We start from the raw sequence: 13727 nt of genomic DNA, 5'->3' as shown, positions 1-13727 counted from the left end.
ACTTAAAAGTGATGTGGGCGACATCGTCGCCCATTGGAAGGATTAAAGGTTATTGATCTCTTGCTTTAAATCGAAGTTATCTGACGTGACATGGTGTTCTAATTTTTGAAGCCTTCTCTCTAAACTTCTAAATTTCTCACTCACATCGCGTAGTGCCATTTTTGCTGGCTCTCCCGCTTGCCACACTTTCTTTTTAATTTCGATATCTTTGTACGCTTTAGCATCCGACTTTTCAGTCCCTGGCTTTGCATCAAGTATTACCCATAACAAAATATAGATGAATAGTACTGGTCCGCCGCCGCCGAGAAGAAAGATAGATGCTGCTGCAACGCGAACTAGCCAGGTTTCAAAATTAAAATAATCGGCTATTCCGGCACATACCCCAGCAACTTTACCCGTCTGGGGAATACGATATAAGGTGCGCCTATTTGATTCGCTCATCTTATTTCCTCCAATGTATCAGTTAACGCTCATGTAATTGACTCTCTAATGATGAATAACTAGGCAATAGTTATTCATCACGGGTTCGCCATTGAGGGGCTTCGGTATCTAAAATCGCTTCCAATGTATCTATACGTTGAGCCATTTTATCGGCTCTGGTAATGAGATCATTTAACTGCGTATACTCTTCTTCAGTAAGTCCCTGGCTCACTTGACGCTTACTGCGATAGTGGAGTATTAGCCAAATGGGGGCCACGATTATCAAGAAGATAATAATTGGGGCCATTAAAATATCCATGTTCATAACTCACCTCTGATTTGTTATTATTTTTTAGCTTTAGCCTTGTTACTTTTTACTTTGGCTTTTAATGCTTCAAGCTCGGCGTTAACAGAGTCCTCAGCCTCTAGTGCTGCAAACTCATCGCTCAAGGTTTTCTTATTGCCAAAGTCATAGGCATCTACTTGTGACTCTAAACCTTCAACGCGGCGCTCGTATTGCTCAAACTTGCTCATCGCATTATCAATCTTGCTAGAATCAAGTTGTTTCTTCACTTCTAAACGTGAGCTGGCTGTTTGCTTGCGCATGATAATTGTTTTTTGACGTGCTTTAGCGTCAACCAACTTTTCCTGCAGAAGATTAACCTCTTCTTTGAGTCGAGTGATCTGCTCTTCAACAATCACAAGCTCTTGAGTTAAGGTATCCGCTAACTCACTGGCTTTTTTCTTTTCAATCAGTGCGGCTTTAGCTAAGTCTTCACGATCTTTCGACAGTGCAAGCTCTGCTTTATTGCCCCAGTCTAGCACCTGCTCTTGAACCTTAGTGATACGGCGAAGAATTTCTTTCTTCTCGGCTAATACTTTCGCCGAAGTAGAGCGCACCTCTACTAATGTATCTTCCATCTCTTGAATGATTAAGCGAACCATTTTTTCTGGGTCTTCTGCTTTATCTAAAAGAGAACTGATGTTTGAATTAATAATGTCTGCGAAGCGAGAGAAAATTCCCATAATACTGTCCTTAAATTAACGTTGGTTTCGAAGATATTAATCCACTTTCTGTGCCAACTTTTCATATTTCATTAAATACAATGACTTACCCAATATATTAACTTTTTCTTTCTTTTATTAACAGAGGGTCTTATTATTATTTTCACCAACTATTAGCGTTAAAGACTAAAACTTACTGTGGCAAATCAATTTCAGCAAGATAATCTTATTGGACAATCGAATGCACTGCTCGAAGTTCTAGAGCATGTTTCTCAAATTGCACCTCTATCAAAGCCTGTGCTTATCATTGGTGAGCGCGGCACTGGCAAAGAGTTGATCGCAGAGCGTTTGCATTACCTCTCCAAGCGTTGGGACCAAAGCTTTATCAAGCTCAACTGCTCTTCCTTAAGTGAAAACTTACTAGAAAGTGAACTATTTGGCCATGATGCAGGTGCCTTTACTGGCGCGAGTAAGAAGCATGAAGGTCGTTTTGAACGTGCTAATGGTGGAACGCTCTTCCTGGATGAACTCGCCAACACGTCGGGACTGATCCAAGAAAAGCTACTACGCGTTATTGAATACGGAGAGTTTGAGCGCGTTGGTGGCAGTAAAACAGTACAAACAGATGTTCGATTAATCTGTGCAGCCAATGAAGATCTGCCCTCTTTAGCAGAAGCTGGTGAATTTCGCGCCGATCTCCTCGATAGACTTGCATTCGATGTGATCACCTTACCCCCTCTTCGCCACAGACAAGATGACATCATGACCTTAGCTGAGTATTTTGCTGTCGGCATGGCAAGACAATTGAAACATGAGTTCTTTCCAGGCTTTAGCCCTAGGGCTAAGCAGCAATTGATGGACCATCCATGGCCAGGCAATATCCGCGAATTGAAAAACGTCGTCGAGCGCAGTGTTTATCGAAATCCTGAAACCGATGAAGCCATCACCAATATCGTTGTTGATCCATTTGCCTCACCCTATCGCCCAACCACAAGAATCAAAACACGAGAAAGGCAGCAGCAAGTATCGAGCAATAGTGTGATTTCGAACGGTGAGGTTTCGACATTAAGTAGCACAGAAGCGGGTGCTGAAAAAGTTGTCTTTCCAATAGACTTTAAAGAGCACTGTGAAGGCTTAGAAGTTGTATTATTGCAACAAGCGCTAGAGGCAGGGCAATTTAATCAGAAGAAAACAGCCGAGCTGTTAGGGCTAAGTTATCACCAGTTACGTGGTATTTTGAAGAAATATAACCTACTGGATAAAACATAAACCACTTTAATAACATATGTTCATTGCTCATCGGCGATCTGCACTGTTAAAATGGTCGCCAAAGTCCTGAAAAATTAATCTGTCGATGAAAGTGCTGCTTAAGCGTTTATCTTTATATTCCGCCCTTTCTTGCACCTGTTTACTACTGGTCGCATGTGGGCCTAAGCTCGTTCCTCCAGGGATAGTCTATTGCTCGGAAGGTAATCCTGAATCCTTTAACCCTCAATTAGTGACCTCAGGAACAACCGTCGATGCCACTTCGCAACAGATCTACAATGGGTTAGTCGATTATGATTTAAATTCTGGTCAAATTGAGCCTTCTTTAGCTATCGGCTGGGAAATTAGTGATGATGAATTAACCTACACGTTTAAGCTAAGGCAAGGGGTTAATTTTCATCTATCAGAGGATTTTACTCCAAGTCGACAGTTCAATGCTGATGATGTGCTATTTTCATTCAACAGAATTATTGACCCCTCTCATCCTTTTCATCATATATCCAAAACCGGCTATCCCTTTTTTCAGAGCATAGGCTTCGCTGATCTAATAAAAGATATTGAAAAGATATCAGATACTGAAGTTGCCTTTCATCTTAACAATCCTGATGCCTCCTTGTTGTCTAACTTAGCCTCAGGTTTTGCGATCATTTTGTCAGCCGAATACGGTGACAAGCTGCTGCTTGAGCATCAAGAGGAAAAAATTGATCGACAACCGATTGGTACAGGACCGTTTCGATTGGTCAAATACGTCAAAAATGACTACATTCGCTACCACAGAAATGAAAAGTATTGGCGCCATCTGCCAACTGCAGAACTATTGGTATTTGATATAACACCGAAAAGTACAGCTCGGTTAGCAAAATTAATTACAGGTGATTGCAATGTGTCAGCCTTACCTAAAGCCGGTGAGCTGTCTGTCGTATTCGCACATGATGAACTCGAGGTTGATTCTCTTCCCGGCTTTAATGTCGCCTTTTGGGCTTTTAATACACAAAAAAAACCTTTTGATGATGTCAGAGTACGAAAAGCATTGGCTCATGCTGTTGATAGAGACAATATTCTCAGAGCCGTTTACCAAAAGACAGCCGTTGGTTCGACGGGAATACTCCCCCCTATGTCATGGGCATACTCAGAAAACAAAGGCTTAATTGATTATAACCCCGCCAAAGCTAAACAACTGTTAAAGCAAGCTGGTGTCACCAATCTCGCCATCGATATATGGGCAATGCCTGTTGCGCGTATCTATAACCCCAATGCTCATAAAACTGCCGAGCTAATACAAGCCGATTTGGCTAACATAGGTGTTAGTGTCAATATAGTGAGCTACGACTGGAGTGTCTTCAATCAAAAGCTGAGCAATCGCAGCTATGACTCGGTATTGATTGGTTGGAATGCGGATAACAGCGATCCTGATAACTTTTTCACCCCAATACTAAGCTGCGCATCTGTTTTATCTAATAGCAACCGTTCACGTTGGTGTAATAAAGATTTTGATAATATTTTAGCTAAAGCAAAATCAATCACAGATAAAGAGCAACGTAAAATTTTATATCAAGATGCCGAAGCCTTGTTTGCACAAGAGTTACCTATGCTGCCTTTTGCCCATGCGACCAGACTCGTTCTCAAACAAAAAGGCGTTGAGAGCAGCCAGCTAACCCCCTTCGGTGGGATCTCCTTTAATGCTAAAAAATATAACAAGCAACTCGAAGCAAACGAGGAACAAAAATAATGGCTAGATACCTCTTGCGTAGATTGAACCTGTTTATTGCCACCTCTTTAGTGTTATTTGCGGTATTGTTTATCGCCACACATCAGTTTCCTGTTGAAAAATGCTTTGCTCTGACTGGATTACATTCTCCAAATGATGAGCAGATAGCCCAAATTAACCAGGACTATAAGTTAGACAAAGGTAAACTCACTCAATTTATCGCTTATTTACAGCAAAGATTAAGCGGTAATTTGGGGATATCAACGACGTCCCAGCTACCAGTAGCAGACGAATTAGCGGCGGTATTGCCAGCGTCATTTGAGTTATCCATTGTGTCTGCCTTATTAGCACTTATCTTCGGTATTCCTTTAGGTGTGCTCGCTTCCATGAGCAAAAATAAAATCACCCAACATACCATTATGGCCATCACCTTAACGGGCTACTCAATTCCCGTTTTTTGGCTAGGCTTAACCTTATCCTTATGGTTTGGTGTACAGCTCGGCTGGCTACCTATATCTGGACAATTAAATTTACTTTACGAGATAGAGCCTGTGACTGGTTTTATACTTATCGACACACTGCTTTCAGATTCGAAATATGCCCACTCTGCATTCATTGATGCCATATTACATATTATCTTGCCTGCAATAACCTTAGCCGTTTTACCTTTTACTGTTGTAGTAAGGATCACTCGATCCGCTATCATAGGGATTATGGATAAAACCTATATTAAAGCCGCTGAAGCGAGAGGCTTGCACACTATGCGTATTGTCTTAAGGCATGCCTTGCCCAATGCATTAATACCGGTACTTAAAAACTTAGGCTTAATGCTCGGCACGTTTGCCGGCTATGCCATGGTGGTTGAAGTCATCTTTTCCTGGCCAGGGGTTGGCGCATGGTTAGTCTCAGGGATCTATCAACGGGATTATACCGTTATCCAAGCTGGGGTTCTCGCGGTTGCTTTAATCATCATATTCTTAAGTATTATGATTGAGGTGCTTCATACCGCCATCAACCCATTGAGCAGGAAAGAACTTTATGCCTCAAATTAAGATCTATCAGGCAGATGACATACCCTCTCCGATGAGAAGGGTCTGGCATTCATTTTCAGACAATCCATTTGCTTTCGCTGGATTATGGGTCGTTATCTGTTTCCTATTACTCGCATTATTTGGCCCTCTTATTGCCCCTTATGCGCCAGAGCAGCAAGATCCCCATGCACTATTACTTGCACCGTCTTGGGATCCTGCTGGTACTGTTGAGCATTTCCTCGGTACAGATGATTTAGGCCGAGATATATTTAGTCGACTTTTGCATGGCGCACATTTAACCTTCGGTATGGCTCTGGGAATTGTCACCACGGCCTTGATTCTGGGCTTTTTGATCGGTTCAATCTCAGGAATGATGAAAGGCCTGAAATCAAGTATATTAAGCCACTTACTCGATGCATTACTGTCAATTCCTTCGCTATTAATGGCAATTCTCGTCGTTGCCGTCATGGGGCCGGGATTAGATAATGTATTTTGGGCTGTTGGAATTGCGCTCACACCTCAGTTTGTGCGTGCGATTCATCAAGCTATACATGAAGAGCTACAGAAAGAATATGTAACAGCAGCTAAGCTAGATGGTGCAAACCCTTTTCAAATCTTCTGGTATGTAATTATGCCCAACGTGTGGGATACTGTGATTATCCAGGTCACCTTGGGTATCTCCGCCGCAATCTTAGATATTGCGGCCCTAGGCTTTCTGAATCTAGGCGCACAAGCCCCAAGCCCTGAATGGGGGGCTATGGTCTCTCAGGGAATGGATAACTTGTTGACTGCTCCCTGGACTGTCACTATCCCAGGTATAGCAATTTTATGTAGCGTGCTTGCGATTAACTTAGTCGGCGACGGCTTAAGATCGGCATTGTCGCCGACCAATAATTAAACTTTGATATTAGCATATGCCTTTACTCGACATTCGTAACCTTACTATAGAACTCGACACTCCCCATGGGCGCGTTAAGGCTCTCGATAAGGTCAGCTTGATGATAAACCCCGCTGAGATCCATGGTTTAGTGGGTGAGTCAGGCTCTGGACGTAGTTTGTTAGCTAAAGCCGTTCTTGGGATCCCTGGTCATAATTGGACTATCAAAGCTGACCGCATGATGTGGGACGGGCAAAATCTGCTGGAGATGAATTCAAAGCAACGACGAAATCTGATGGGCAGCGAAATTGCCATGATATTTCAAGACCCGTCCAGTAGCTTAGATCCGGTTATATGCGTCGGTACTCAGCTTATTGAGGCCATGCCAAATAATAAAAAAATACCCTTTTGGCGTAGAAATAAAGATAAAAAGAAAACCGCCGAGAAATGGCTGCATAAGGTTGGCATCAAAGACACGGAAAAAGTCATGTCCAGCTATGCCTGGGAATTATCTGAAGGAGAGTGTCAGAAGGTGATGATAGCTATCGCTATTGCCAATAGCCCCAGATTATTAATTGCCGATGAACCGACCAACTCGATGGAGATAGATACTCAGGCACAAATTTTTCGGTTACTCACAAAATTAAATCAACTTCAGGGCGTATCAATACTGCTAATTAGTCATGAGCTTGACACACTATCAGTCTGGTGCGATCAATTGTCCGTTATGTATTGTGGTCAGATTATGGAGTCGGGGCCTACAGCTGAAATAATAGCACAACCATATCACCCCTATACCAAAGCTTTACTGGATAATATACCTGATTATACAGGCCTGAAGCCTCATAAATCTCTGATGCGAACCCTTCCCGGTTCAGCCCCTGCACTACAACACCTTCCTATAGGCTGTCGACTTGGACCTAGATGCCCTCAAGCTGAGAAAAAGTGCGTTCGTCGACCGAATTTATGCCATAAGAAAAATCGCTATTTTGCCTGTCATTTCCCATACAATGAAGAGCCATGTAATGAAGACACCACTCCTACAAGTTAGCAATCTAAGTAAGTGTTTTTATACCGGTTACAAAGGCTTCAAACGCCAATATAACAAAGCACTGAAGCCTGTGTCATTTGAGCTCAACACAGGTGAAACTTTGGCCATTGTCGGTGAGGCGGGTTCTGGGAAAAGTACCTTGGCTAGAATTTTAGTCGGTGCAGAAACTCGAAGCAGTGGTGAGATCTTCTTTGAAGGTGAAGCATTGGAAAAAAGGAACCTGAAACAAAGGTGTAAATTAATTAGGATGATTTTCCAAGATCCTAATACTTCCTTGAACCCAAAGTTAACCATAGGTGATTTACTCGATGAGCCGCTCAAATTCAATACTACACTCAATGCTAAAGAGCGTAGAGAGCAGGTCGTAGATAGACTCAAAAAAGTTGGGCTCTTACCTGAACATGCCGAGTTCTACCCGCATATGATCTCCGAAGGCATGAAACAACGTGTAGCTGTAGCAAGGGCTTTAATGCTTGATCCGAAAATTATTATTGCCGATGAGGCATTAACGGCTTTGGACTTATCGGTTCGTTCTCAAATTCTCAATTTATTGCTGAAGCTTCAAAAAGAGATGGGACTTTCCTATATTTTCGTCTCCCATAATCTCAGTATCATACGCCATTTTAGTGATAAGGTAATGGTACTGCATAAGGGTGAAATGATAGAAAAGGCCTCAACAGAAGAACTCTTTAATGCACCTAAACATGAATACACTCAAAGGCTAATACAGGAGCAGGCTCTGCTCACTCAAAAACGCTGATTTGCTTGTGGCTGCTGGAGTGATCTATATATTTTTAACGCCAAGGGCATAGACATCCCTTTTAACTGCTCCAACCACTGAGCTAATTGTTCAAAATAGAGGAATAATCAGTGCCATTTCGCGCTTGATTAATTATCCTATCGATACTTTTTTAAGAGAAGCAGAAACATGATAATCAAACCTAAAACACGTGGCTTTATCTGTACCACTACTCATCCAATTGGTTGTGAAGCTAATGTACTCGAACAAATCAATATCACTAAGGCAAGAGGCCCATTAAAAAATGGTCCTAAAAAGGTTTTAGTCATAGGTTCTTCAAGTGGATATGGTCTATCTTCTCGTATTGCTGCCGCATTTGGCAGCGGCGCTGCAACTCTGGGTGTATTCTTCGAAAAGCCTGGAACAGAGAGAAAACCAGGCACCGCAGGTTGGTATAATTCTGCGGCTTTCGATAAATTTGCAAAAGCTGAAGGCCTGTATTCAAAGAGCCTTAATGGTGACGCATTTAGCCATGAAGCCAAGCAAAAAGCGATCGACTTAATCAAAGCTGATTTAGGCCAAGTTGATATGGTCGTCTATTCACTTGCATCTCCAGTGCGTAAATTACCCGATTCAGGTGAACTTATTCGCTCTGCACTCAAGCCAATTGGCGAGACATATAGCGCTACTGCAGTAGACACTAATAAAGATCTCATTATCGAAACCAGCGTAGAGCCTGCCAGCGAACAAGAGATCCAAGACACAGTGACTGTCATGGGCGGCGAAGATTGGGAGCTATGGCTAGCAGCTCTTAGCGACGCTGGCGTACTGGCTGATGGTTGCAAAACTGTCGCATACAGCTATATCGGCACAGAACTAACCTGGCCTATCTACTGGCACGGTGCACTAGGCAAAGCCAAGATGGACCTAGATCGCGCAGCTAAAGCCCTAGACGATAAACTCGCTGTAACTGGCGGTAGCGCAAACGTTGCAGTACTTAAGAGTGTTGTCACTCAGGCAAGTTCCGCAATCCCAGTGATGCCGCTGTATATCGCTATGGTGTTTAAGAAAATGCGCCAAGAAGGCTTGCATGAAGGTTGCATGGAGCAGATCAACCGCATGTTTGCTGAACGTCTCTTTCGCGAAGATGGTGAAGCGCCGAAGGTCGATGATACTAACCGCCTACGTCTCGATGACTGGGAACTACGGGAAGAGATCCAGCAGCACTGTCGTGAACTATGGCCTTCAGTAACCACTGAAAATTTGTCAGAGCTTACTGATTATCGTGAGTACAAAGAAGAGTTCCTTAAACTATTCGGTTTTGGCATAGAGTCTGTGGATTATGAACGAGAAGTTAACCCTGAAGTGAGCTTCGATGTAGAGCAGATCTAATCTATATACAGGATGAACAATTTTTATCCACTTGTTATATAAGAATATTTAATAAATGTGCATCACTTCAAAAGTGATGCACATTTTTTTATTTATTTTCCCTAACAGTTCGCTGTTCAACTACACTTCTTCTTTATTCCAATCACTTCCACAGATTGGCATTACTTATTTAAAGAGAAAATCATGAAAATTAGCGCACGTAATTCACTAAACGGAAAAATCAAATCTATTCAGGAAGGCTCAGTAAACAATGAAGTTGTTATTGAACTGGCTCCAGGTGTAGAGATCACATCAGTTGTCACCAAAGCATCATGTAATGAGCTTGGTCTAGTTGTCGGCGGCAATGCCTACGCCATCATCAAAGCGAGTAACGTGATGGTTGCTGTAGACTAATATCGACTAACCCACAACAAGGGCATGAACTCATTGTACCCATTGGTACTTGTCTATGCTCTTGCTTTTTCCTACCTCAAGCATCAACTCGCACTATCCAGATAAAGAGTTAGCCCCCGTCTCAAATGGTTTACTTGTCGGATAACAAGTTTCTGAAATATCTATTGTGGGTTCATTGGGCTGATTTGGTATTTGGTTATTATCTGGTAATCATGACTTCATTGTTATCTATTGCTTGCAGCAGGCTCACATGTAGATACTTCAGTGGGTCGCTGCAAGTACAGTCCCTGTAAGCTCTACCAAAACATCCATGTTTTGGAAGCCCACTGCCGCATCTACATCCGGTTATTCATTTCTCCGATTGAAACTAATGTGTCAGCTAAACAAGTTCCTGAAATATCTTTTATTGTTAGCTTCATTTAGCAGGTTTTAGTACTTGGTTTGTTGAGCTAGGTACCAAAGCTTCATTGGTGTTTATCACCTGCCGTGGGTGCTGTATAGGGATATACGAATGTCGTGAAGGCATGGATGCCTAAGAGCGACCTTAAGTGCAAACACTTCTGTGACACGCCGCAAGCACGGTCCCTGTGGGCTCTGCCGTGACATCTGACCTATATGGATATAGGGAATGCCGGAAAATGTAGGGAACATTTTTGGCCATGTCACGGAAGGTCACAGCCGCGTTCACACCTGAGTATATATTTCTTCGATTTTAGTTTTACTGGCTAATAACACGTTTCTGGACGTGCGACGAGAAGTCGTATGAAGCGCTGTTCACCGCTTTGAGTTTACCATCTGTATCACCAGATGACCCTAGGACTTTGAATAAAGTAGCGAGTCTGACAATGTAACGAAGTTCAGTACCATAACTGAGCGGGAACAAAATCGTGAGAGGACGTTCCTCCTGATAACCACAAATCGGGTGAGTGCTAGGGAGTCAGTATGATGAACATAAGTGAATCCGTATAAGGTGCGTTATGTGAGAAACAGCGGAAGTGGTTTATACGCTGTGGCCAAAATGGCAATGAGAGTGGGAAAGAAGTTGTCCAATATTCTTTCGTGATCAATATAGCTCTTCGCACTATAGCGGGCATCTAACCTGACATGCGTAACATACGGAACTCGGTAAGCCTGTATCGCTCCCTCTGGGAAAGCTGATTTAGCCGATAGCGGTGCAGGTATAGGAGGCTGGAGAAAGCTAAGGCTGTGTTGTAATGATGCAGATACAGACACATGTCTGATCACGAAAGTGAGCCCACTTCCAGCTGGTCTCCCGTTGCAAGATGATTTGAAGAACTTTATTTAAGGAGAAACGCAAATGATCACATCAATTGAAGTGAGTGCCTCTTCTAACAGCGCTCAATGGCAATCCAATAATTGGAAAGCTATCGATAAGCATGTATTAAAGCTTCAAATGCGCATTGCAAAAGCAACCAGAGAAGGTAGACAAGGTAAGGTGAAAGCCTTGCAATGGACACTGACTCACTCGCATTCAGCAAAACTTCTTGCTGTTAAACGAGTATCACAAAACAAAGGCAGTAAAACGCCTGGAATAGACGGCGTCATCTGGAACACGGATGCGCGTCGTATGATTGCGGTTACACAACTGAGTCGAAAAGGCTATCTAGCTCAACCACTCAGACGTATCTATATCCCCAAGAAAAACGGTAAGCTCAGACCGTTAGGGATCCCTTGCATGGTAGATAGAGCGCAACAAGCGCTATACCTTCTCGCACTGGAACCTATCTCTGAAACACATCCGATCCAAACAGTTATGGCTTTCGACCTAACCGGAGTACAGCGGATGCGATTGCGCAGTGCTTTATCTGTTTGAGTCAAAAGAGATCTGCTCAATGGACTTTAGCTCTTGGCCAGGAGAGCCATGTCTTGACATAGTGGGAGCGTCCATATATGTCTTAGTAGTTATTTTTAGATAATTAATTGCCCTTGACAAAATTAACTTGGGCTTTTATATTCCATAAAGTCTAAATTGTATAATTACAATACAGACTTTATTTAACGGATGTACTTATAATGCAAGGATGCAATGGAGAGCAATATGGATTTCAACGCGACTACTTTTGGTCAGATTTTTTTCATTCTAAATTTATCAGTGATATTCCTCACTTTGCATTTTGCAATAAAATCAAGGTCAAAGAGTCTTCCTCTTGTTGGTTTATATTCAACAATATTAAACTTCATACTGCCCCCTCTTGGATGGTATTACTGTTTCCGTCATTATTCTAAACAGAACAAAATCGCTGTTTAATTTTTCATTGTAGAAAATTAAACATGTTAACAATAGTGACACTGCTATATGAGCTAAAGCGCAGTGTCATCCTTCAATAGTTATATAACTTTTCAAGGATGAATCATGTTATTTAGAACCTTATTGTTTTTTTATTTTAGTCTTATGTATTTTCAGTTTAGATACAAAAGCAGCGATACTTCAACAATGTGATAGCTGCATCAGTCAATCAGATTATACTGCTGTCGCAAGAAGTACAGCAACGCAGCATATGACAGGTACTTCAGATACTTTGTACTTATTTAATAGTAAAGATAAATTAATGAAAAAGTACACTCTAGTATTTATGCCAAGCTTCGAGCCGGGATCACCGGATGTTTTACTGGTGAAAGAAAAATCTATGTCTTCAACAGAGATGCAAAAGCGTGATACTTTATTTAGCTCTCAACAAAACACCAGAGATTATCTTGATACAGGGTTTGACGTTCCTGAAAGTTTAATAGGAAGAGGTACCGATTTAATTGGTAATCTACCTGAACAACAGAAACTTGAGGATTGGTTTGCTGATAACCAAACCATTAATCAACGTATAGGTCACTATACTGCAGCGGCTCTAGCTATTGCAGTTAAAGTTATAAATGTGAAATTTTATGTTGAATTTCGATTTGCAGATAATTGCAATCCTGAACATTTCAGGTATTGATAGTAAAGGGGAATTTTTCTTAACATTATCGGTTGTTCAGGATTCGGATAATAACCAAGTGCCATTATTTAATCATTCTTCTTACGCTACGAATTATATATTCAATGGGAATGATAATAATTTAGAATCCTTTGTTCGAGCATTAAGCAGCATGGGGGTGTCTGTTGACCGCTACAGCTCATCCAGTATTGGCAGTGGAAGAGTCCAATGCACAATTAACAAAAGTGGCGGTTTATCTTGTCAGCTACAGAATTAAAAGTAATTAAACATGGATAAAAACGTAACAAGTTAAAGCTAAGGAAATATTTCCCTTGCTAAAATAGAGTCAATCGATAGATCAATTTCTAATTGTAATTATTGCTCTACTTTCCGAACAACATTCAGATGAAAGCTATCAATTTCATCTGAATGTTTATTAAAAATACCCCTCTGGAATTTCAGGCCATGCAATATCAGGCTTCACAACCCCGACTAATAATTTAATTACCTCATATAAACCCACCATGATTTATTCCATACGGCCAGAGGCCATTTCCTATTATTCCACCATTTTAATATGACAATAGTTTAAATACTTTTAATTCATGTACTAAGTATTTACAAAGGGATTGTATGGACAAAAGTCGATATCTTTTACTTTGTTGGAAAGTGACTCATCTACTTAGAAAAATAGAGCTGTACATATAACTTTTGGTATAGTAAAACGCCATCAGCAGGTTATAAATCCATTTTTTATTCTAAGCAACTTTGGGGCAGATACGACTTAGAACTTAAGCTTTGAAAAAGATTATAGGTATTTGTGAAAGTATAGACGTCAGATATGGCAACCTCATACAACTAAGAATATGAAATAAATTTGTCCTCTTGAATGGTTAACTATATTTCAAACACAAA

At 41.5% G+C, this 13727-nt stretch carries 12 protein-coding genes and 1 pseudogene; 10 read left to right on the top strand and 3 right to left on the bottom strand.

Annotated features, from left to right (window positions below; genetic code table 11):
* Positions 1–42 precede the first annotated feature (42 nt).
* The 3 genes from pspC to pspA form a co-directional block, all read right to left on the bottom strand.
* On the bottom strand, positions 43–441 hold the full coding sequence (gene pspC, locus FM038_RS07670) for an envelope stress response membrane protein PspC (protein ID WP_142872695.1): 399 nt from the start codon (positions 439–441) through the stop codon (positions 43–45).
* Positions 442–511: 70 nt separating this feature from the next.
* Positions 512–745, bottom strand: coding sequence for an envelope stress response membrane protein PspB (pspB, locus tag FM038_RS07665; RefSeq protein ID WP_142872694.1), 234 nt, complete (start codon positions 743–745; stop codon positions 512–514).
* Positions 746–765: 20 nt separating this feature from the next.
* Positions 766–1446, bottom strand: coding sequence for a phage shock protein PspA (gene pspA / locus FM038_RS07660; protein ID WP_142872693.1), 681 nt, complete (start codon positions 1444–1446; stop codon positions 766–768).
* Between the two features lie 177 nt (positions 1447–1623).
* Between pspA and pspF the strand changes: the two genes are divergently transcribed.
* The 10 genes and pseudogenes from pspF (at position 1624) to FM038_RS07610 (ending at position 12833) form a co-directional block, all read left to right on the top strand.
* Positions 1624–2694 carry a phage shock protein operon transcriptional activator gene (gene pspF, locus FM038_RS07655; RefSeq protein ID WP_142872692.1) on the top strand — a complete coding sequence of 357 codons (1071 nt, stop codon included), beginning with the start codon at positions 1624–1626 and terminating at the stop codon, positions 2692–2694.
* 85 nt (positions 2695–2779) lie between these two features.
* Complete coding sequence (locus FM038_RS07650; protein WP_195873223.1) at positions 2780–4420, top strand: ABC transporter substrate-binding protein; 1641 nt, start codon at positions 2780–2782, stop codon at positions 4418–4420.
* Positions 4420–5451: an ABC transporter permease gene (locus FM038_RS07645; protein ID WP_142872691.1), complete on the top strand. Its 1032-nt coding sequence runs from the start codon at positions 4420–4422 to the stop codon at positions 5449–5451. Before FM038_RS07650 ends, FM038_RS07645 begins: the two co-directional genes overlap by 1 nt.
* Positions 5438–6328: an ABC transporter permease subunit gene (locus FM038_RS07640; RefSeq protein WP_142872690.1), complete on the top strand. Its 891-nt coding sequence runs from the start codon at positions 5438–5440 to the stop codon at positions 6326–6328. The genes FM038_RS07645 and FM038_RS07640 overlap by 14 nt, the downstream gene beginning before the upstream one ends.
* A 16-nt stretch (positions 6329–6344) precedes the next feature.
* Positions 6345–7358, top strand: a complete 1014-nt coding sequence (locus tag FM038_RS07635; protein ID WP_142872689.1) for a peptide ABC transporter ATP-binding protein — start codon at positions 6345–6347, stop codon at positions 7356–7358.
* Positions 7333–8118, top strand: coding sequence for a peptide ABC transporter ATP-binding protein (locus FM038_RS07630; protein ID WP_142872688.1), 786 nt, complete (start codon positions 7333–7335; stop codon positions 8116–8118). The genes FM038_RS07635 and FM038_RS07630 overlap by 26 nt, the downstream gene beginning before the upstream one ends.
* Positions 8119–8286: 168 nt before the next feature.
* Complete coding sequence (fabV, locus tag FM038_RS07625) at positions 8287–9489, top strand: enoyl-ACP reductase FabV (protein ID WP_142872687.1); 1203 nt, start codon at positions 8287–8289, stop codon at positions 9487–9489.
* A gap of 183 nt (positions 9490–9672) precedes the next feature.
* Positions 9673–9882, top strand: coding sequence for a TOBE domain-containing protein (locus FM038_RS07620; protein ID WP_142872686.1), 210 nt, complete (start codon positions 9673–9675; stop codon positions 9880–9882).
* 1318 nt (positions 9883–11200) lie between these two features.
* Positions 11201–11745, top strand: a pseudogene (locus tag FM038_RS07615) (reverse transcriptase N-terminal domain-containing protein); the annotation flags it as partial.
* 707 nt (positions 11746–12452) lie between these two features.
* Complete coding sequence (locus tag FM038_RS07610) at positions 12453–12833, top strand: hypothetical protein (RefSeq protein ID WP_142872684.1); 381 nt, start codon at positions 12453–12455, stop codon at positions 12831–12833.
* Positions 12834–13727 lie beyond the last annotated feature (894 nt).

It is taken from the genome of Shewanella eurypsychrophilus, assembly GCF_007004545.3.
Taxonomy (GTDB): Bacteria; Pseudomonadota; Gammaproteobacteria; order Enterobacterales; family Shewanellaceae; genus Shewanella; species Shewanella eurypsychrophilus.
Note: the sequence above shows the minus strand (reverse complement) of the source record. Positions and strands in the feature narration are given on the sequence as shown.

Excerpts from the sequence above, each read along its gene's own strand:
- FM038_RS07610 (WP_142872684.1), top strand. The coding sequence starts at position 12,453 with ATGAAAAAGTACACTCTAGTATTTATGCCAAGCTTCGAGCCGGGATCA.
- FM038_RS07630 (WP_142872688.1), top strand. The coding sequence starts at position 7,333 with ATGAAGACACCACTCCTACAAGTTAGCAATCTAAGTAAGTGTTTTTAT.
- FM038_RS07620 (WP_142872686.1), top strand. The coding sequence starts at position 9,673 with ATGAAAATTAGCGCACGTAATTCACTAAACGGAAAAATCAAATCTATT.
- pspB (WP_142872694.1), bottom strand. The coding sequence starts at position 745 with ATGAACATGGATATTTTAATGGCCCCAATTATTATCTTCTTGATAATC.
- fabV (WP_142872687.1), top strand. The coding sequence starts at position 8,287 with ATGATAATCAAACCTAAAACACGTGGCTTTATCTGTACCACTACTCAT.
- FM038_RS07645 (WP_142872691.1), top strand. The coding sequence starts at position 4,420 with ATGGCTAGATACCTCTTGCGTAGATTGAACCTGTTTATTGCCACCTCT.
- FM038_RS07635 (WP_142872689.1), top strand. The coding sequence starts at position 6,345 with ATGCCTTTACTCGACATTCGTAACCTTACTATAGAACTCGACACTCCC.
- FM038_RS07640 (WP_142872690.1), top strand. The coding sequence starts at position 5,438 with ATGCCTCAAATTAAGATCTATCAGGCAGATGACATACCCTCTCCGATG.
- pspA (WP_142872693.1), bottom strand. The coding sequence starts at position 1,446 with ATGGGAATTTTCTCTCGCTTCGCAGACATTATTAATTCAAACATCAGT.
- pspC (WP_142872695.1), bottom strand. The coding sequence starts at position 441 with ATGAGCGAATCAAATAGGCGCACCTTATATCGTATTCCCCAGACGGGT.
- FM038_RS07650 (WP_195873223.1), top strand. The coding sequence starts at position 2,780 with ATGAAAGTGCTGCTTAAGCGTTTATCTTTATATTCCGCCCTTTCTTGC.